21 protein-coding genes and 1 tRNA gene are annotated in these 19,412 nt (G+C 65.6%); 9 read left to right on the plus strand and 13 right to left on the minus strand.

Translation table 11 applies throughout. From position 1 onward, the window contains the following. The 7 genes from OA56_RS05845 to miaB form a co-directional block, all read right to left on the minus strand. The coding region (locus OA56_RS05845) for a CreA family protein (protein WP_461584028.1) at positions 1-457 on the minus strand (457 nt) is incomplete at its 3' end. A gap of 45 nt (positions 458-502) precedes the next feature. After that, positions 503-1,501, minus strand: a complete 999-nt coding sequence (locus tag OA56_RS05850) for a tyrosine-type recombinase/integrase (RefSeq protein WP_082438402.1) — start codon at positions 1,499-1,501, stop codon at positions 503-505. A 235-nt stretch (positions 1,502-1,736) separates the two neighbouring features. Beyond that, positions 1,737-3,254, minus strand: a complete 1,518-nt coding sequence (gene lnt, locus OA56_RS05855) for an apolipoprotein N-acyltransferase (RefSeq protein WP_055423596.1) — start codon at positions 3,252-3,254, stop codon at positions 1,737-1,739. Positions 3,255-3,256: 2 nt separating this feature from the next. Further along, positions 3,257-4,111 (minus strand): HlyC/CorC family transporter, encoded by an 855-nt coding sequence (locus OA56_RS05860; protein ID WP_055423597.1) that lies wholly within the window; start codon positions 4,109-4,111, stop codon positions 3,257-3,259. After that, positions 4,108-4,560 carry an rRNA maturation RNase YbeY gene (gene ybeY / locus OA56_RS05865; RefSeq protein WP_141055973.1) on the minus strand — a complete coding sequence of 151 codons (453 nt, stop codon included), beginning with the start codon at positions 4,558-4,560 and terminating at the stop codon, positions 4,108-4,110. Before ybeY ends, OA56_RS05860 begins: the two co-directional genes overlap by 4 nt. After that, positions 4,557-5,513: a PhoH family protein gene (locus OA56_RS05870; RefSeq protein WP_141056051.1), complete on the minus strand. Its 957-nt coding sequence runs from the start codon at positions 5,511-5,513 to the stop codon at positions 4,557-4,559. The genes ybeY and OA56_RS05870 overlap by 4 nt, the downstream gene beginning before the upstream one ends. Before the next feature lies 1 nt (position 5,514). Next, on the minus strand, positions 5,515-6,852 hold the full coding sequence (gene miaB / locus OA56_RS05875) for a tRNA (N6-isopentenyl adenosine(37)-C2)-methylthiotransferase MiaB (protein WP_055423600.1): 1,338 nt from the start codon (positions 6,850-6,852) through the stop codon (positions 5,515-5,517). A 56-nt stretch (positions 6,853-6,908) separates the two neighbouring features. Between miaB and OA56_RS05880 the strand changes: the two genes are divergently transcribed. Beyond that, positions 6,909-6,985: transfer RNA gene (locus tag OA56_RS05880), tRNA-Met, on the plus strand. On the opposite strand, the gene OA56_RS05885 is transcribed toward OA56_RS05880, so the two are convergent. The 6 genes from OA56_RS05885 to ftsY all read right to left on the minus strand — a co-directional run bounded on the left by OA56_RS05885 (position 6,942) and on the right by ftsY (position 11,718). Next, positions 6,942-7,319 carry a nucleotidyltransferase family protein gene (locus OA56_RS05885; protein WP_055423649.1) on the minus strand — a complete coding sequence of 126 codons (378 nt, stop codon included), beginning with the start codon at positions 7,317-7,319 and terminating at the stop codon, positions 6,942-6,944. The genes OA56_RS05880 and OA56_RS05885 overlap by 44 nt on opposite strands. Continuing rightward, entirely contained in the window at positions 7,316-7,726 is a 411-nt protein-coding gene (locus OA56_RS05890; protein ID WP_055423601.1) for a nucleotidyltransferase substrate binding protein, read from the minus strand. The genes OA56_RS05885 and OA56_RS05890 overlap by 4 nt, the downstream gene beginning before the upstream one ends. 61 nt (positions 7,727-7,787) lie before the next feature. Next, positions 7,788-8,903 carry an NADH:flavin oxidoreductase/NADH oxidase gene (locus OA56_RS05895; RefSeq protein WP_055423602.1) on the minus strand — a complete coding sequence of 372 codons (1,116 nt, stop codon included), beginning with the start codon at positions 8,901-8,903 and terminating at the stop codon, positions 7,788-7,790. A 42-nt stretch (positions 8,904-8,945) separates the two neighbouring features. Next, entirely contained in the window at positions 8,946-9,848 is a 903-nt protein-coding gene (locus OA56_RS05900; protein ID WP_461584033.1) for a cell division protein FtsX, read from the minus strand. Then, on the minus strand, positions 9,845-10,507 hold the full coding sequence (locus tag OA56_RS05905; RefSeq protein WP_055423604.1) for a cell division ATP-binding protein FtsE: 663 nt from the start codon (positions 10,505-10,507) through the stop codon (positions 9,845-9,847). The genes OA56_RS05900 and OA56_RS05905 overlap by 4 nt, the downstream gene beginning before the upstream one ends. Continuing rightward, a complete protein-coding gene (gene ftsY / locus OA56_RS05910) occupies positions 10,504-11,718 on the minus strand; it encodes a signal recognition particle-docking protein FtsY (protein ID WP_072247941.1) in 1,215 nt (404 codons plus the stop codon). The genes OA56_RS05905 and ftsY overlap by 4 nt, the downstream gene beginning before the upstream one ends. Before the next feature lie 123 nt (positions 11,719-11,841). On the opposite strand from ftsY, the gene OA56_RS05915 reads away from it, so the two are divergent. The 8 genes from OA56_RS05915 (at position 11,842) to OA56_RS05950 (ending at position 19,341) form a co-directional block, all read left to right on the plus strand. Further along, complete coding sequence (locus OA56_RS05915; RefSeq protein WP_055423605.1) at positions 11,842-13,245, plus strand: M16 family metallopeptidase; 1,404 nt, start codon at positions 11,842-11,844, stop codon at positions 13,243-13,245. Positions 13,246-13,266: 21 nt separating this feature from the next. Continuing rightward, positions 13,267-14,592: a M16 family metallopeptidase gene (locus OA56_RS05920; RefSeq protein WP_461584036.1), complete on the plus strand. Its 1,326-nt coding sequence runs from the start codon at positions 13,267-13,269 to the stop codon at positions 14,590-14,592. Positions 14,593-14,596: 4 nt separating this feature from the next. Beyond that, positions 14,597-15,133: a 16S rRNA (guanine(966)-N(2))-methyltransferase RsmD gene (gene rsmD, locus OA56_RS05925; protein ID WP_141055960.1), complete on the plus strand. Its 537-nt coding sequence runs from the start codon at positions 14,597-14,599 to the stop codon at positions 15,131-15,133. Next, the gene (gene coaD, locus OA56_RS05930) at positions 15,130-15,627 is read left to right on the plus strand and encodes a pantetheine-phosphate adenylyltransferase (protein WP_461584038.1); all 498 of its coding nucleotides are present in this window, start codon (positions 15,130-15,132) and stop codon (positions 15,625-15,627) included. The genes rsmD and coaD overlap by 4 nt, the downstream gene beginning before the upstream one ends. 26 nt (positions 15,628-15,653) lie before the next feature. Continuing rightward, positions 15,654-15,914 carry a YfhL family 4Fe-4S dicluster ferredoxin gene (locus OA56_RS05935; protein WP_055423609.1) on the plus strand — a complete coding sequence of 87 codons (261 nt, stop codon included), beginning with the start codon at positions 15,654-15,656 and terminating at the stop codon, positions 15,912-15,914. Positions 15,915-16,153: 239 nt separating this feature from the next. Beyond that, the gene (gene corA / locus OA56_RS05940) at positions 16,154-17,107 is read left to right on the plus strand and encodes a magnesium/cobalt transporter CorA (protein WP_055423610.1); all 954 of its coding nucleotides are present in this window, start codon (positions 16,154-16,156) and stop codon (positions 17,105-17,107) included. Next, positions 17,098-18,375, plus strand: coding sequence for a DUF3422 family protein (locus OA56_RS05945; protein WP_461584041.1), 1,278 nt, complete (start codon positions 17,098-17,100; stop codon positions 18,373-18,375). The genes corA and OA56_RS05945 overlap by 10 nt, the downstream gene beginning before the upstream one ends. 45 nt (positions 18,376-18,420) lie before the next feature. Further along, positions 18,421-19,341, plus strand: coding sequence for a phosphoribosylaminoimidazolesuccinocarboxamide synthase (locus OA56_RS05950; RefSeq protein WP_461584043.1), 921 nt, complete (start codon positions 18,421-18,423; stop codon positions 19,339-19,341). Positions 19,342-19,412: the final 71 nt, after the last annotated feature.

A 19,412-nucleotide genomic window follows, 5' to 3' on the forward strand; every position in this document is an offset into this window, starting at 1 on the left:
CCCGGAAAACGGGAGTTGATCGAGGTTCCCTATTGAAAGGCGAGCCTTCGATGACCTTCCTGCTGATCGCAAGATATACCAATGTATTGTTTTTTTCATCCCACAGACGAACCACGCGCGTCTCTTTGAAGAGCAGCGATGTGTCCTCGGAAAATACCGTCTCTTCTTTGGGCAGGCGCGGCGGCAATACGATCGGACCCGTCTGCCGGCAGGCCAAGGAAAACTGTGACGGATCTTGCGCCACGCCGAACGCCCCGGAAATGCCTCCTGTCTTGGCCTGGCTGACGTGGCAGGTCACCCCTTGCACCTTGGGGTCGTGAAAAGCCTCGACGCAGACCTTGTGGTTTGCACCGATGAGCTTCCATGCGGTGGTGACGCAACCGATTTCTTCTGCGTTGGCGAGCAGGGGGCCGCCGAACAGGCAGATCACGAAAACAGCGGCTGACTTGAGGTTCATCTGAGTCTCCCGAGGATATTTTACATAATACAAATTATCACGCTTTTACTTCAAGGGCGCAAGAAAGAGCACCTCGGGTACCGGTGTACCCGCTAGACGGGCCTTCTTGCCCAGCGCCGCGACATGGCGCAAGGTAGCGCGCTGCTCTTCATGACCGAGGAACTCCTGCACTTCTTCGAGACTATAGCGGCCGCACGTCAAGGCCAAACGTGCGAAGGTGTTACGCAAAAGGTTTGCTCCCGTCTGCTCGTGTGTTTCCGTCAGGGGGCCTAGCCAGAGATTGACGCGGCGAAAAAGCCCCGATACGGAAAAAGCGGAACCTTGACGTGTGGCGGGACAAAAGACGTTTCCTGGAATGGATGAGGCCTTGCGCTCGATCTGCCACTCGTCGATCCAGGTCCGCCAAGGTCCTTCCGGCAAAACGAGCGTCCGATGTGCCCGATGGACGCTGTTTGGCCGCACCTCGATTTCGTACAGGGGCGAAACATCTCCCACGCGAAGCCCGATCAATTCGTTTGCACGTAGACCGGCACCGAGCAGCAAACCTGCCGCCGCCCGGTCTCTCTTGCCGCGCCAACCCGGCAAGGCTTCGAGCCGTTCGACGACGGCGGCGAGCTCCGTTTCATCCAGGCTTTCGGGATCGTCGGGATCCAAGATTTTCTCTTTTGCGAGTTCCTCTCGCAAAGGATGTACTCCTGGCCAACCAATACGGGATAGATAACGATACACGCGATCGAGAAGCTGGAGATACCTTCGGCGTGATATGGCTTCGAGCTCATGAGCGGCGAAAATTTTTGCCGCATCCTTGGGAGAAGCCTCGAGCAATCCAACCCCTTCCCTTTCGAGCGCATCGAGCCACCAAGAAAAAATCGCCACATAGGTTTTCGTTGAGCTGCGTCGAAACTGCCGATCATGGACGATGCGTTGTTGTGATAACCAATCGAGGAAACTTTCACGTGGAGCTTCTTGCCACGAGCGCAGATCATCCGCAGGCCAAAAAGTACCATTACGCGTGGGCAACGCAATAGGGGCCGTTTTTCTCATAGGGCCCTACTCCATGTGATTCTTGGCAAGAGTATATTGTAGCAAAAATTTCAATTTACCAACTGTAAGCTCCATTTTGATTGTTGAAGTTATTTGCTGACTTTTGTGGATTCTAGCTATTTCTATTGCAGTTCAGTCGATGGTGCGAGTTTTTTATGGTTTTCGTCTCCTTTGTCCGTAAATTGAAATTTAATTTTCGAGACGGTCGCAGGTCCGGGTCTGGAACTCCTGATAATCAGCTTGGGGGCGTTTTGGTCCGAAAACGCAGCGACCCAAGCACTGCCACGATCAACACGATCGATACGAGCGGCACTTCTCCGCCAAGACGTACGAAGGGGGTAAGACCCTCCCTGCCCTGCACCGTCATGTCCAGCGTACCTTCCTGCCATTCGGGCAAAGCCGAGAGCACTCGACCATCGGCGTCGAACCCTACGCTCACGCCCGTATTCGTCGCCTGAACCCAGGGACGGGCGGTCTCCAACGCCCGCACCCGACCGATCTGGGCGTGCTGGGCTTGCGCGGCGCTGCGGTCGTACCAGGCGAGATTGGAGAGATTGAGTAGCCAGGTGGCACCGGCACGCACGTCACCGGCGATCAGGTCGGCGAAGGCGCTCTCATAGCAGATATTGACTGCCGCTGCGCTCTCGCCCACGCGCAGCATGGCTTGTCGCGCAGCCCCCGGTCCTTGGTCCGACATGGGAATCGACAGGGCGCGGAAAAACCAGCCGAAGAGCGGCGGCGAGTATTCGCCAAACGGAACCAGGTGGCGTTTGTGATAGGAAAAGGGCGCGGCCCTGCCCTGCGCCAGCGCCGAATTGTGGATGACACCTGCCGCGTCGCGCGTGAAAGCGCCATAGAGCACGGTACGATCCTCGCCCAAGACCTGCGCCACGAGGCTGCGCCACTCGTCGGGAATCTGGGCGTCGAGCAGCGGCAGAGAGGTTTCTGGCAGCACCACCAGCGTGCCGCGCGTCTGCGCGAGCAGCTCGGCCTGGCGCCAAAGGTGGCGCCCCAGCAGCGCCCCGTCCCATTTCTGATCCTGGGGAATCGCCGGCTGCACCAGGCTCAGCGCAAGCGGCGCCCCTGCAGGCCGGGACCATTCCACGCCGCGCAGGGCGCCGCCGAGTGCGGCCATGATGGCCACGAACGGCAGCCAGCGCCGCCAGGATAGGCCGAAGGCGATGAGCCCGGCAAGGACGAAGAGCAGGAAACCCACCCCCAGCGCTCCGACGAGCGGATAGAATCCTGCCAAGGGGCTGGGCGGTGTCTGGCTCAGGCCGGGAGTGAGCCAGGGAAAGCCGGAGAAGGCCCAGCCGCGCGCCCATTCGGCGGCCGTGAAGACCGCCGCCGTAAAAAACGCCCGGCGGAAAGCGCTTCCTGACGGAGCCCAGCGCACGGCCAGTCCCGCCGCCAAGGCCCACCACGCGGCAAGGTAGGCGGCAAAGAGCGACACCGCTGCCCAGGCGGCCGGCCAGGGAAGCCCGCCATAGCGTGCGAGCGCCACCGACAGCCACCCTACCCCCACGAGAAAATACGGCCAGACCCAGAGAAAGGCCGCGACCATGGCCTGTCGCGGACTGGCATGCACCAACGCGAAAAAGAGGGGCAGAAGCGCAACGGGCAACCACCAGAACGCCTCGGTCGGAGCGAAGGCCAAAGGGGCGCTCGCTCCGGCAGCGGCGATCAGGATCCCCCCTGCCCAAGGCGGCAGAGAATGGCCGCGCAGGGTCAGAGGCGGCAGCCAGGCGGCCATCCTCACCCTGCGCTTTCCTCTCCGCCCGAGGGTGCTGGCGGGCGCACGCGCAGCCAGTGCAGCCGGCGGCTGTCGGCACGCAGCACCTCGAAAGTCCAGCCGTCGATCTCGAGGCGCTCGCCGCGCTGCGGCAGGCGCCCGAGCCGATGGATCACGAGTCCGCCGACGGTGTCGCTCTCCTCGTCGGAGAACTCGGTTCCAAACGCCTCGTTGAAGTCGATGAGCTCCATCGTCGCCTTGACGCGATAGCTGCCGTCGGCTTCGAGCCGGATGGCGTCTTCCGGCTCGTCGAAGTCGTATTCGTCTTCGATCTCGCCGACGATCTGCTCGAGCACGTCTTCGATCGTCACCAGGCCACTCACTCCGCCGTATTCGTCGGCGACGATGGCCATGTGGTTGCGCCGACGGCGAAATTCGCGCAGCAGCAGATCCAGCCGTTTGGATTCCGGCACGAACACGGCCGGACGCAGGCTATCGCGCAGATCGAACGGCAAGCCGGCGAAATAGCGGATCAGGTCCTTGGCAAGGAAGATGCCGAGAACGTCGTCCTTGCTCTCGCCGATCGCCGGAAAGCGCGAATGATTCGTTTCCGCCGCGAAGCGGGCGATCTCCTCGATCGGATCGTCGATGCGGATCACGTCCATCTGGCTGCGCGGCACCATCACGTCGCGCACGCGCAGCTCGGAAATCGCCAGGGCGCCTTCGATGATGGAGAGCGCCTCGGCGTCGAAAAGGTTTCGCTCGCAGGCCGAGCGCAGCACTTCCAGCAATTCTTCGCGCGTTTCCGGCTCGCGCGACCAGAACGCCGTCAGCCGATCCCACCAGCTACGATGGGAAGGTTCGTCGTCGTCTTTCATCGCTCCTCGTCAGCATACGGGTCGGGAAAACCGAGCCGCCCGAGCACGTCGCGCTCGAGCGCCTCCATCTCGGCCGCCTGCGCTTCGTCCTCGTGGTCGTAGCCTTGCAGGTGCAGCATACCATGCACGATCAGGTGCGCGTAGTGCGCCGCCAGCGGCTTGCCCTGCTCCGCGGCCTCGCGCGCCACCACGGGCGCGCACAGCACCAGATCCCCCATCAAGCCGGCTTCTTCTGGAAGATCATAGACGAAAGAAAGCACGTTGGTGGCGTAATCCTTGCCACGGAACCGCCGGTTCAATTCACGCCCTTCCTCGGCATCGACGAAACGCACCGTCACCTGCGCCTCGCCCTCCAATAAGGCGGCACGCGTCCAGCGCAGCACCGCGGCGCGCGGCGGCAATTCTTCGGCGGCGCAGGCCCGCTGATAGCTCAGGCGCAGGCGTTTCACCGTTCCCCTCCTTCGAGGCGGTCATAGGCTTCGACGATGCGCGCCACCAGCGGGTGGCGCACCACGTCTTCCTTGAGGAACTGGGTGAAGGCCACGCCGCGCACCTCGGCCAGTACCTCGCGCGCCTGCGCGAGACCGCTCTTGGCGCCGCGCGGCAGGTCGATCTGGGTGAGATCGCCCGTGATGACCGCCTTGGAGCCGATGCCGATGCGTGTCAGGAACATCTTCATCTGCTCGGGAGTGGTGTTCTGCGCTTCGTCTAGAATGATGAACGAGTGATTGAGCGTGCGTCCGCGCATGAAGGCGAGCGGGGCGATCTCGATCGCGCCGCGCTCGAAGAGCTTGCCCACGCGCTCGAAACCGAAGAGGTCGTAGAGCGCATCGTACAAAGGACGAAGATAGGGGTCGACTTTCTGCGCCAGATCGCCGGGCAAAAACCCTAGGCGCTCGCCGGCTTCCACCGCCGGGCGCGTGAGCACGATGCGCTCGATTTGTTCGCGCTCGAAGGCGTCGACGGCCGCCGCCACCGCGAGATAGGTCTTGCCCGTGCCGGCCGGGCCGATGCCGAAGGTGATGTCGTGCGACTGGATCGCGCGCAGATAGGCCACCTGGCGCGGCGTGCGCCCGCCGATCGCCCCCTTGCGCGTGCGCAGCTGCGGCACCGCGCCTTCCTCGGCCGACGCCTCGTTCGCGTCGCTCAGGCGTTCGATCACGCCGAGCTGGATGTCGTCGAGCGAGAGCTCTTGCCCGGCGCGGGCCCACAGCCGCTGCAGGACGTCGAGCGCGAGCCTCGCCTGAGCCGGCGCGCCGGCCAGGGTGAAGTGGCCGCTGCGCCGTGCGATCGTCACGTCGAAGGCCGATTCGATCTGGCGTAGGTTCTCGTCGAGCACCCCGCACAGGTTCGCGAGTCGCGCGTTGTCGAGCGGCTCGGCTTCCCACTCCAGGTACTTCATCTCAGGACGCACGGACGAGCACCTCCCCGCGCAGGCTGTGCGGCAGCGCCTCGGTGATCTTCACGTCGATGAACTGCCCCACCAGCCGGGGCTCGCCGCGGAAATTGACCACGCGGTTGTTCTCGGTACGCCCGGCAAGCCAGGCCGGGTCTTTCTTCGAGGGACCGGTGACGAGCACCCGCTCGATGCGCCCTACCATGGCCTCGCTGAAGGCGCGCTCCTGCGCCTCGAGTTGCGCCTGCAATCGGGCGAGCCAGGCGAGCTTGGTCTGCTGCGGCACCGGGTCGGGCAGTTCGGCCGCGGGCGTACCGGGCCGGGCGCTATAGACGAAACTGAAGGAATGGTCGAACTGCAGCTCCTCGACGAGGCGCAGCGTCTTTTCGAAGTCGGCTTCGGTCTCGCCGGGAAAACCGACGATGAAGTCGGAGGACAGCGACAGGTCGGGGCGCACCGCCCGCAGCCGCCGCACGATGGACTTGTATTCGAGCACGGTATAGCCGCGTTTCATCGCCGCGAGCACCCGGTCGGAGCCGGACTGCACCGGCAGGTGCAGGTGGCTGACGAGCTGGGGAATTTTCTCGTAGGCGGCGATCAGGCGCGAAGTCATCTCGCGCGGGTGCGAGGTGGTGTAACGAATGCGCTCGATGCCGGGGATCTCGGCCACACACTCCAGCAGAAAGGCGAAGTCGCCCACTTCGTCCCCCTGACGCGTGATGCGCCCACGCCAGGCGTTGACGTTCTGCCCCAGCAGGGTCACCTCCTTGACCCCCTGCTCGGCGAGCTGGGCCACTTCGACGAGCACATCCTCGAGCGGACGGGAGATCTCTTCGCCCCGCGTGTAGGGGACGATGCAAAACGAGCAGTATTTGGAGCAGCCTTCCATGATGGAAACGAAGGCACTCGCCCCCTCGACGCGCGGCTCGGGCAGCGCATCGAACTTTTCGATCTCGGGGAAGGAGATGTCGACCTGCGGCCGATCCTGGCGCCGACGCGCTTCGATGAGCTCAGGCAGCCGGTGCAGGGTCTGCGGCCCGAAGACGACGTCCACATAAGGGGCGCGGCGCACGATGGCCTCGCCCTCCTGGCTCGCCACGCAGCCGCCCACGCCGATCACGAGATCGGGGTTGCGGCGCTTGAGCTCTTTGACCCGCCCCAAGTCGTGAAAGACCTTCTCCTGTGCCTTTTCACGCACCGAGCAGGTGTTGAAGAGGATGACGTCGGCTTCGAGCGGATCGTCGGTGGGTTCGGCGCCGTAGCGCGCCGCGAGTACGTCGAACATCTTGGTCGTGTCGTACTCGTTCATCTGGCATCCGAACGTGCGGATGTAGACTTTTTTCATTTGCCTGTGGACCCTTGACATCCGAAAGGGAAAACCGGTATATTACCAGACTCGATGGTGAAGTAGCTCAGATGGTTAGAGCGACGGATTCATAACCCGTAGGTCGGCGGTTCGACTCCGCCCTTCACCACCAGTTCCTCCGCGCCGCGATCCCCTTTTTGCACCACCACTTTCTCCCGCTCGATGAGGCGGCGAAAGGTCTCGTCGATGCTCGCCCAGTCGATCACGTCCACGCGGTAAGGCAGATCGGACTCGGAGAAGTCCTCGCGCAACCGGGCGCCGAGATCGAGCGGCAGGGGTCGGTCGGTGATCACGGCCAGATCCAGGTCGGAATACTTCCTTGCCGTTCCCTTGGCGCGTGAGCCGAACGCCCAGACTTCGATACCTGGAAGATGGCGCTGCAGGATGTCCCGCACGATCCGCCAATGCTCTGGGCGGATGTCGAGCGGCGGGACGCTCTCGCTCATGACAGCCGCTCCCGCAGCCGCTCGCGCAGATGACGCACTTCCGTGAGGAATTCGGGGATGCCTCGAACCACTTCGAGCGCGACGTTCTCGTCGTAGGCATGGCTGGTCTTGGCGCGCATCTCGCGGTAACGCCGCCAGTCGGGCCATTCTCCCCGCAGAAGTCCCTGCTCGTTGCCGGCGCGGATCAAATCCTGAAAGGGCATGTCGTCGTACTGCTGCGGTGAGGCAGAGGTGAGCCGGAGAAAGCGCTTGAGCATCTTGTGCGCGAGCTCGTAAGTGAACTCGAAGCGCTGGATCAGTCCGTCGCGAATCTGCAGGTCCTCAGGGTCTTGCAGATATCGCCTCCAACCCTCTTCCAGCCGGGCCAAGGCGCGCTCCAGCGGGGTGATGTCGAGCGACTCATCCATCACGCATCTTCCTCCCTCATCCCCTGCCGGGTTGGTGCTTCGGGTGGCACGGCGATACCCCTCAGCGCTGGCCGATCTTCACGTCGCCGAACACGCCGCGGTGCTGTTGCGGCTGGCAGCGCCAGTATTGCGGCGGGGCCTCGACGGTGGCGCCGAGCGCGGCGGCGGCGTGCCACGGCCAGCGCGGATCCCACACCATCATGCGCGCGAGCGCTACCAGATCGGCTTTTTCTTCGGCAAGAATGGCCTCGGCCTGCTGCGGCTCGGTGATGAGCCCGACGGCGATCACGGGCATGTGCTTCACGGCGCGCCGTACCGCTTCGGCGAATGGCACCTGATAGCCCGGAGCCACCGGAATTTTCTGCAGCGGCGAGAGACCGCCGCTCGAGACGTGGATATAAGCGCAGCCCAAGGGTTCGATCGCCTGCGCGAGCACGATGCTCTGCTCCAGATTCCAACCCCCTTCCACCCAGTCGGTGGCCGAGATGCGCACGCCCACGGGAATGCGCTCGGGAACGGCATCGCGCACCGCCCGGAACACTTCCAACGGAAAGCGCATGCGGTGCTCCAGCGAGCCACCGTACGCATCGGAGCGCTGGTTCGACAGCGGAGAGAGGAATTCGTGCAGCAGGTAGCCGTGCGCCATGTGCAGCTCGATCGCCTGCAGGCCGCAGTCGACGGCGCGCCGGGCGGCGGCCACGAAGGCTTCACGGATACGGGAAAGCCCTGCGGCATCGAGCTCCTGCGGCGGCAGCTCGCCCGGCGCGTGCGGCAGGGGCGAAGGAGCGAGCGCGAGCCAACCACCCTCCTCCACCGGAATCTGGGCGCCTCCTTCCCACGGCACCCGGCTCGAGGCCTTGCGCCCGGCATGGGATAGCTGGATGGCAAGCGGTATCACCCCTTGACGACGCACGGGTGCCAACGACCGGGCGAGCGACTCGGCGTGCGCGTCAGACCATAGCCCCAGACAACCCGGCGTGATGCGCCCTTCGGGCGTGACGGCGGTCGCCTCGACGATGAGCATGCCCGCACCCGAGAGCGCCATTGATCCCCAATGCAGAAGGTGCCAATCACTGGGATGCCCCTCCTGCGCCGAATACTGGCACATGGGCGCGATCACGATGCGGTTGGGCAGCTCCAGCGCCCCCAAGCGGAACGAAGAAAACAGACGGCTCACGGAATTCTCCTTGTTTCAAGGATGTGGGCGCCAGCGCGCCCGCTAGGCCGATGCCCGGAAAAACTGACGCAGCGAGATCTCAGCTCCGAGCGCCCCCAATACCGCCCCGGCGGCAACGAGTGCCACCCCTCCCGCCCAGACGGGAAACGGAAAGAATCCTCCGAGTCCGTAGAGTCGGGCGAGTTCGTCGAACGGCGGCGTGAGCCAGGCGATGAGCCCGCCCCAGAGCGCCGCGCCGACGCAGCCGGCGAACAGCCCCTGCAGCCAGCCGAGCCAGCGAAACGGCCGGCCGATGTAGCCGTCGGTGGCACCCAGGGCGCGCAGCACGGAGATCTCCTGCGCCGCGGCCACGAGTTGCAGCCGGATCGCCAGATAGGTCTGCGCCAGCATTCCCAAGGCGAACCAGGCCGCGAGCGCCGCTGCCACCATCGTGCCGGCGCGCGCGAGCCCATGCACCCGCTCTACCCAGGCCGTGTCCACCTGGACCGCCTCGATGCCAGGCTCGGCGGTGAGCCGTTGCTGCAGCTCGGCCACATCCTGCGGGGCATGGCGACGCGGCACCAGCGTCATGGCGTCCGGTAGGGGATTGTCGGGCAAGGTCTCGATCGCCGCGCCCAGATCCGTCTGCCGCAGACGGGCGAGCGCTTCCTCGCGCGGGATGAACACGGCGCGCGCCACCGCTTCGTCCTCGCGCCAGCGTTGCACCACCGCGAGCGCCTCTTCGCGGGCAAGCTTTTGCCGGAAAAAGGCCGTGATCTGCGGCTCCGTCCCCTGCCCGCCGAACCACTGGGTGACGCCGGCCCCGATCCAGGCCATCGTCGCCGGCAGCGCGAGCGCCGTGGCGAGCACGAGCGTGACCACCGCCGTCACCAGCGGCGCCGTACGCAATAGGATCGCGGCGCGCCCCAGCGCCTCCACCTGCCCTTCCCACCATCCCCGTTTCACCGCGCATCCTCCACCAGGCGACCGTGCGCGAGCACGATGCGCCGCTGCGCCACGCTGGAAAAAAGCGCCTCGTCGTGTGTGGCGATGATCATCGTCACCCCCGCCGCATGAAAGGCGCGCAACAGGCGCACCACTTCCGTGGCGCTGTCGTGATCGAGCTGGGCGGTGGGTTCGTCGGCGATGACCACCGAAGGCCGATGTACTACGGCGCGAGCGATCGCCGCCCGCTGCTGCTCTCCGCCCGAGAGCGTGGGCGGCAGTTCGTGTGCCCGGCCGGCGAGCCCCACGCGCTCCAGCGCTAGTGCCACGCGCTCGAACGCCTGCCGCCGCGGCACCCCGGCGAGCAGAAGCGGCAGGGCCACGTTCTCGGCCACCGTGCGCTGCGGCAAGAGGGGAGCGTCGGAGAGTACCAGGCCGAAGCGACGCCGATAATACGGCAAGCCTCCCCGCCCCAGGCGCGCCACGTCGTGCTCATTGACCGAAACGGTACCGCTGGTGGGTGTCTCCAGACCGGCGATGAGACGAAAGAGCGTGGTTTTCCCCGCCCCCGAATGGCCGCATACCAGAAGAAACTGCCCGGCGGGGATGGTGAGGTCGACATCGACGAGCGCCGCCACCGGGCCGGGATAGATCTTGGCGAGTTTCTCGCAACGGATCATCGTTCGATCCCGAGCAGCGCCTCCACGAAATCGCGGGCCGAGAAGGGGCGAAGATCGTCGATGCCCTCGCCCACGCCGATGAAACGCACCGGCTTGGGGCAACGCCGGGCGATCGCCGCGATCACGCCTCCCTTGGCCGTGCCGTCGAGCTTGGTGAGCACGAGCCCGGTAAGGCCGACGGCCTTGTCGAAGGTTTCGACCTGGGTGATGGCGTTCTGGCCGATGTTGGCATCGAGCACGAGCAGCACCTCGTGCGGTGCGCCCGGCTCGGCCTTGGCGATGACGCGGCGCACCTTGGCAATCTCCTCCATCAGATGCAGCTGGGTGGGGAGCCGCCCGGCCGTGTCGATGATGGCCACGTCCACCCCTCGAGCCTTGGCCGCCTGCACCGCGTCGAAGGCCACCGCCGCCGGGTCGCCGTGCTCCTGCGCGATCACCGGCACGCCGTTGCGCTCGCCCCACACCACCAGCTGCTCGCGCGCCGCGGCACGGAAGGTGTCTCCCGCCCCGAGCAGCACGGTTTTTCCTTGCGACTGGAAGTACTTGGCAAGCTTGCCGATGGAGGTGGTCTTGCCCGCGCCATTGACCCCCGTCACCATGATGATGAAGGGCTTGTGGGACTCGACCTCCAGCGCTTGCTGCAAGGGCAGGAGCAGCTCGGTGAGCAGTTCGGCCATCACGCCGCGCAGCTGCTCGGCGTCGGTAAGGCCGTCTTTTTTGATGCGCCGGCGCAGGGAATCCATCAGCCATTGCGTGGCCTCCACCCCGCAGTCGGCGAGCAGGAGCGTGGTCTCGATCTCTTCGAGGAGATCCTCGTCGATGCGCCGCCGCCCGAAGAGCCCGGCGAGGTTTTGCCGCGTGCGCGCCAGTCCCGCCTTGAGACGCTCGGTCCAGGAGCGCTTGCGCGATTCTTGCTCGGGCGCAGCCGCACCATGGGATTGCCTCTCCACGGCGACGGGCTCGCCCGCAGGCAGGATCGAATCCGATTCCTGTACGGCGGCCTCGGTCCCCGACTCGGGGGCATGGGGCGAATCTGCTGCCTTCGCTTCGGCTGCAATTGCCTCCTCCGGCGACGTTTCCGGCAAGGTTTGCGCCGACGCGGCGTCGGCGCCGCTGCCGGGGGAAGTTTCGCTGGGAAGCAGCGCTTCGGTGCCTTGCGTCCCGGCCGAATCCGCGGATTCCTTTTTCTTTCGCTTGAACAAACCGAACATGAGGCTGTCTGCCACCTTGGTGCGGACACCCGGAGCGCCAAGCACCGGATACCGCCGAAAAAGTATGGGTACAATGTTGCCTTGGGCGTTTGCTCACCCAACGGGTGAAAAGGATTCTAGCAGATGCGATTCGATCCCTCCCTACGCCGGACGTTCCCCTGGTCGCGGTCGTTTCTCGCCGCCCTCCTCGTCCTTACGGCCTTGCTGGTCGCCACGGCGGCGCGCGCCGAGGCCAAACTCTTTCGCCTCGACAATGGCATGGAACTCATCGTGGTCGAAGATCACCGGGCTCCTTCCGTGGTGCACATGCTCTGGTACGACGTAGGCTCCATCGACGAGCCGGCGGGCAAGACGGGCGTGGCGCACGTATTCGAGCACATGATGTTCAAAGGCACGCCCACCGTGGGGCCGGGGGAATTCAGCCGGCGCGTGGCCGAGCTCGGCGGGCGCGACAACGCCTTCACCAGCCGCGACTACACCGCCTACTTCGAGCAGATCCCGCCGCAGGCGCTGGAAGAAGTCATGAAGCTCGAGGCCGACCGCATGCAGCACCTCGCCTTCGACCCGAATGAGTTCGTCAAGGAGCGCGAGGTGGTGCGCGAGGAGCGGCGCCTGCGTACCGACGACGTACCCGAGTCGCTCGGCGAAGAAGCCCTCATGGCCACCGCCTTCTGGTCCCATCCCTACCACAACCCCGTGATCGGCTGGCCCACCGACCTCGAACGGCTCACCCTCGAAGACGTGCGGCAGTGGTACCGTACCTGGTACGCGCCGAACAACGCCCGGTTGGTGATCGTGGGCGACGTCAAAGCAGAAGACGTTCTGGCGCTGGCCCAGCGCCACTACGGCTCGATCGGTGCACGCCCTGTGCCCGAGCGACCCGTGCGCGACGAAACCCCGCAGCATGGCCGGCGCTACGCGATCGTGCGCGGCCCCACGGAACTTCCTAGCCTGACGCTCGCCTGGAAAGTGCCGCCGCTGCGCGATCTCGAGGCCGACCGCGATCCCTACGCCCTCATGGTGCTCGCCGCCGTGCTCGATGGCTACGACGGCGCACGCCTGACGAAAGCTCTGGTGCGGGAGCAACCCAGGGCCATCGCCGTCTCGGCCGACTATGACGGCCTCGCCCGCGGTCCCGGCCTCTTCACGCTGTCGGCCAGCGCCCGCCCCGGCGTGCCGCTCGATGCCCTGGAAAAGGCACTGCGCGAGGAAGTGGAGCGCATCGCCAAGGAAGGGGTTTCCGAACAGGAACTGCAGCGGGTCATCCGCCAGGCAGTGGCGCAGCAGGTCTATAAGCGCGACTCCCTCATGGGTCAGGCCATGGAGATCGGCTTTTCCCGCGCCGTGGGACTACCATGGGACGCGAGCGCGCGCATCACCGAGGCGCTCAAGCGCGTCACCGCCGCCGAGGTGCAGCGCGCGGCCCAGACCTGGTTCGCCGAAGAAGGGCTCACCCGCGTCGACGTGCTGCCCGACGGCAGCGCGCCGCGCCCCGTCGCCGTCGATCCGCACGCGCCGCTGCGCTGACCTTTTTCCTAGGAGGCACCGATGACCCGCCGTATCCTCCGTACCCGCGCTTTTGCCGCGCTGCTCTTCTTCATCGCCACCGCGTTCTCGCCGCTCGCCCTGGCGTTGCCGACGATCGAGCGCTTCACCACCGCGAACGGCGTGCGCGTCGATTTCGTCGCCAGTCGCGAACAGCCTCTCATCGACGTAGTCGTCTCGTTCGATGCCGGCTCCGCCCGCGACCCCGAGGGCAAGGAAGGGCTGGCTTCCCTCACCCGCCAACTGCTCGACACCAGTACCCGGGTGCACGACGAGCAGGGCCTGAGCGACGCCTTCGCCGATCTGGCCGTCAGCCTCTCCGGTTCGGTCGACGAAGACCGCGCCACCGTGGCCTGGCGCAACCTCTCGGAGGCGCAGGTGCGCGACGCGGCCGCGGATCTGGTGGCCGAAGTGCTCACCCAGCCCATCTTCTCTCCCGCCATCTTCATACGCGAACGCGCGAACGCCAAGGCGGCGCTCAAGGACGCCCTCACCCGGCCCGAGGTGCTCTCCGAACGCACCTTCACCGCCAACGTCTATCGCGACCATCCTTACGGCAAGCTTCCCACGCTCGAGTCGCTCGACCGGATCACGCGCGAGGATCTCATCGCCTTTCATCGCGCCTACTACACCCGCGCGGCGGCGCACGTGGCCATCGTCGGCGATCTCGATCGCGCCCAGGCCGAGCAGCTCGCCGACCGCATCACGGCGAAACTGCCCGCAGGCGAGCCGCCCAAGCCGCTGCCGCCGGTCGCCCCGACCCAGGCGCACGACGAGCGCATCGCCCATCCGGCGCAGCAGGCCCACCTGCGCCTGGGCCTGGCGGTGATGACGCGGGACGATCCCGATTATTTTCCGCTGCTCGTAGGCAACCACGTGCTCGGCGGCGGCGGTTTCGGCTCGCGCCTGGTCGATGAGATCCGGGAAAAACGCGGCTACGCCTACAGCGTGGCGAGCGTGCTCGAGCCGCGCCGCCAGGCCGGGCCTTTCGTCATCGCGCTGCAGACCCGCGGCAAGCAGGCCGAGGAAGCCATGGCGCTCGCGCGCGAGACGCTCGAGCGCTTCCGCGAGCAAGGTCCCACGGCCGAGGAGCTGCGCCGCGCCCAGGACAACATCGCTCAAGGCTTCGGCCTGAGGCTCGATTCCAACCGCAAGCTCATCGGCTACGTTTCCATGATGGGCTATTACGGTCTACCCCTCGACTGGCTGGAGCGCTACCCCGAGGCCGTGCGCGCCGTCAGCACGCAGCAGGTGCAGGACGCCTTCGCGCGGCGCATCGACCCGGCGCGTCTGGTGACGGTGCGCGTCGGCGGCGACGGGGATCGGTGAGGCGATGGCGCGGCTGCGCCTCATCGGCGGTGCCTGGCGCTCGCGGCTGCTCACCGTGCCCGACCTTCCCGGTTTGCGCCCGACGCCGGATCGGGTGCGCGAGACGCTCTTCAACTGGCTGGGGCAGGATCTCACCGGGCTTTCCTGCCTCGATCTCTTCGCCGGCACCGGCGCGCTCGGCTTCGAAGCCGCCTCGCGCGCAGCGGCACGCGTCACCCTCGTGGAGCGCGACCGGCGTCTCGCACGGCGTCTCGAAGAAAACCGGCGGCTGCTCGGCGGCGACACGGTGCGCATTCTTCTTGCCGATGCGTTAGAATGCGCGCGCGCCTGGTCCGAGCCCGTCGACGTGCTCTTCCTCGACCCGCCCTACCGCGAACGTTGGCCCGAGCGGCTCGAACCCTGGCTCGACCGGCTCGTGCGCCCCGAAGGAGCCATCTACCTCGAGGCCGAGCATGAAATCGAGACACTCGGGGCTTGGCACACCGTGAAACGCGGCCGTGCGGGCCAAGTGCATTACCATTTGCTGGAGCGCAGCCCATGAGCGAACGATCGGTCGTCGTCTATCCCGGCACCTTCGACCCCTTCACCCGGGGGCACGAAGACCTCGTACGCCGCGCTTCCCGCATCTTCGACGAGATCATCGTCGCCGTGGCGCGCAGCCGCAACAAAAACCCCCTGTTCGGACTCGAAGAGCGCGTTGAGATCGCCCGCGAAGTGCTCTCGCCTTTTCCCAACGTCGAAGTAGTGGGTTTCGATGGCCTCCTGATCGACTTCATGCGCCAGCGCAGCGCGCGCATCCTGCTGCGAGGCTTGCGCGCCGTCTCCGACTTCGAATACGAATTCCAGATGGCCGGAATGAACCGCAAGCTCTTTCCCGACATCGAAACGGTGTTCCTCACCCCGGCGGACGAATACATGTTCATTTCGGCGACCATGGTGCGCGAAATCGCCCGGCTGGGCGGCGACGTGCGCGGCTTCGTGCACCCCGTGGTCGCCGAACGGCTCGCGCACCGCAATGCCGTGCAAACCGATTGACCTTTCCTTCCTGCGGAGGCTTTTCCATGGCCCTGAAAATCACCGAAGAGTGCATCAACTGCGACGTGTGCGAACCCGAGTGCCCCAACGAGGCGATCTCGCAGGGCGACGAGATCTACGTCATCGACCCGGACAAATGCACCGAGTGCGTCGGTCACTACGACGAACCCCAATGCCAGCAGGTGTGCCCGGTGGATTGCATCATCCCCGATCCGGACCACCGCGAGACCAAGGAGCAGCTGCTGGAGAAATACAAACGCCTCATGGCCGCCAAGGCGAAAGCCTGAGCGCCCGTGCGCACGAAGCGGCGGCGCCCTTTTCCTGCAAAGAGGACGGCGCCGCCGTTTTTGCTGCGCCGCAAAAAGCGTATAATTTTCTTATCGTGTCCCTATCGATCCGCTCCGTGAAGCCCAAGACCCGCTATCGACCTCGTCGCTCGCCTCACCCCCGCTGCGCTCGCGGCTGACGCCTTCGTCGTTTCGCCGCGATCCGAAAACCCCGTCGGCGAAACGTACAAAGGTGCTCCATGCTGCGACTGTTCCAGACCGAAAAAGACGCCATCCGCGAACTGCCCAAAACCCTCACCGCCGACGCACAGGCCGTGGCGAGGGCGCTGTGGATCGACGCGCAAGACCCGGACGAAAACGAGCGCGAGCTGCTGCAGCGGCTGTTGAACGCCGAACTCCCCGAATCCGAAGACGTCGAGGAAATCGAGTCCTCCGCGCGCTTTTTCATCGACAACCAGGGGCTGCACGTCCACTCCCTTTTCCTTGCCCAGGAAGAGGGCCGCCACGTCACCGTCACCGTCGCTTTCATCCTGCAGCGCGATCGCCTCATCTCGGTGCGCGAGGAAGACCTGGCCGACTTCCGCCTGCTGCGCATGCGTGCTCGCCACGGCCAGGTGCACGCGCGTACCCCCCAAGAGCTGCTCGTGACCATCTTCGAGCAGAAGGTGGAAAACCTCGCCGACACCATCGAAGACCTGCACCGGCGGCTCGAGGACGTCAGCTTCATGGTGCTCGAGGACGAGAACGCCGAGCTCGAGGACGCCATCGACAAGCTGGCCAAGATCGAGAACAGCAACGGACGCATCCGCCTGTGCCTGATGGACACCCAGCGCGCCGTCTCCTTCCTGCTGCGCCATCTGCGCGATCAGGCCGAACTGCAGGAAACCTGCCGCGAGATGATCCGCGACCTCGAAACCCTCATGTCGCACACCAACTTCGTCTTCGAGAAGATCAACTTCCTCATGGATTCGGCGCAGGGGTTCATCAACATCGAGCAGAACCAGATCATCAAAATCTTCTCGATCGCGGCGGTGGTCTTCCTGCCGCCGACGCTCGTGGCCAGCATCTACGGCATGAACTTCGAGCACATGCCGGAGCTGCATTTCGAATACGGCTACCCCCTGGCGCTGCTCCTGATGGTATTCAGCGGTTTCGCTCCCTACTTCTATTTCAAGCGTAAGGGATGGCTGTGAAACTGGCCGAACACCCCATCCGGCAGGCGCTGCACGAAGAGATCCACGCCCGGCCTTCCGTGCCGCTCGTGGCCCCGGCCACGGTGGTCCAGCTCTCCTGGCTGCTGCCGCGTGAGGCCACATCCGAGCGTCTCCTCGAGCACTGGATGCGCCTGCGCAATCTTCCTGGCGCCGTGCTCGAGCTCGATGCCGCGGCGCAATCGCTCCTACGGTGGGGCGGGTTGCGCATCAAGCGCGAGCGCCACGCCGAATTCCATTCCTATACCTTCTATCTCGACGGCGATCACGACTTGCCCGCGGCGATCCTCTCACGCCTTCCCGAGGGGTGGCTCGAGGCCAGCCCCGGCGAAGTCATCGCCGCCACGCACGTGCGCCTGCGACCGATATCCGACACGCCGCCGAGCGAATTCCTCGACGCGGCCGATCCTTTCGGCCCGGCGCTCGTCGCCTCGAAGATCTCCGATGGCAACGCCTGGGTGCTGAGCGACTTTCAGTTGCACGAGGGTTTCATCCAGTTGATCGTGCTCGATGCGGCGATGACGCCCAAACAGGCCGGACGCGCCGTGCAGCGGCTGCTCGAGATCGACACCTACCGCATGCTGGCGCTGCTCGCCTTTCCCGTGGCCAAGGAGGTCGGCGCCTTCTTGGGTCGAGCAGAGGCGGAACTGGCCGAACTGGTAGCCGCCATGAGCCGCGCCGCCTCGTTCGAGGACGAGCGCGACATTCTTGCCCGGCTCACGCACCTGGCCGCCGAGATCGAGCATTCCATCGCCGCCAGCGCCTACCGCTTTGGCGCCGCGGCAGCCTACAGCGCCCTGGTGCGTCAGCGCATCGCCGAGCTGCGCGAGATCCGGCTTGCCGGCTATTCCACCCTGCAGGGCTTCATGGAGCGGCGCTTCGCCCCGGCCATGAATACCTGCGCCGCCGTGGCGCGGCGTCAGGAGGAGCTCTCGCAGCGCTCGACGCGCAACTCCCAGCTGCTGCGCACCCGCGTCGATCTCGAACTCGAGCGGCAGAACCAGCAGCTGCTCGCGCAGATGAACCGCCGCGCCAAGCTGCAGCTGCGGCTGCAGGCAGCCGTCGAGAGCCTGTCGGTGATGGCCATCACCTACTACGGCTCGCAGCTCGTGCATTACCTCGCCAAAGGCTTCGAGCCCTGGCTGCACATAAAGCCGGAACTGGCCACCGCCGTGTCCATCCCCCTGCTCGCCGCCCTGATCGCTCTGGGCGTGCGCCGCGTCCATCGGGTAGTGGAGCACGAAGGCTAGCGCCCGTGCGATAATTTCCTTTTTCAGAATGCCGGGGAAGGATCCATGGCCGAGGCGATCTTCGAGACGCACATCACCAGTCTGCCACTCATCGGACGCGGCAAGGTACGCGACCTCTATGCGGTTGGCGAGGACAAGCTCCTCGTCGTCGCCACCGACCGGCTCTCCGCCTTCGACGTCGTCCTGCCCGATCCCATCCCGGGCAAGGGCAAGGTGCTCACGGCGATCACCGAATTCTGGCTCGAGCAGCTCGCCGGCATCGTGCCGGATCATCGCACCGGTATCGATCCGACTTCCGTCGTCGCGCCCGGAGAGCGCGACCAGGTCGCCGGGCGGGCCATGGTGGTCAAGCGTCTGCAGCCGCTTCCCATCGAAGCGGTGGTGCGCGGCTATCTCATCGGCTCCGGCTGGAAAGAATATCAGCAGAAAGGCAGCGTCTGTGGCATCACGCTCCCAGCGGGGCTGCGGCTTGCCGAGCGGCTGCCCGAGCCGATCTTTACCCCGGCCACCAAGGCCGAGGCGGGCGAGCACGACGAGAACATTTCCTTCGAGCAGGCCGAGGCGCTGTGCGCCGCAAAGCTCGCGCCGCACGACGGCGCCGCCCTCGCGCGCCAGGCCAAGGCTGCGGCGCTCGCGCTCTACATCCGGGCGCGCGACTACGCCGCCGAGCGCGGCATCCTGATTGCCGACACCAAGTTCGAGTTCGGCATCGACGCGGCCGGCGTGCTGCACCTCATCGACGAAGTGCTCACCCCCGATTCCTCCCGCTTTTGGCCGGCCGACGCCTGGCAGCCCGGCACCAACCCGCCTTCCTTCGACAAGCAGTACGTGCGCGACTATCTCGAGACGCTCGCCTGGGACAAGACCGCGCCCGGCCCGCGCCTGCCGGAAGAAGTCATCCGGAAGACCGCCGAGAAGTATCGCGAGGCGTATCGGCGGCTGGTTGGGCGATCGCTGCCGGAATAACGCTTCCTGAAGGGGGTAATTCCGGCGCAGCCCCCCTCGCCGCGATTCCGAAAACAAAAAGAGGAGACTCC

The organism is Tepidiphilus sp. HLB4 (genome assembly GCF_054823945.1).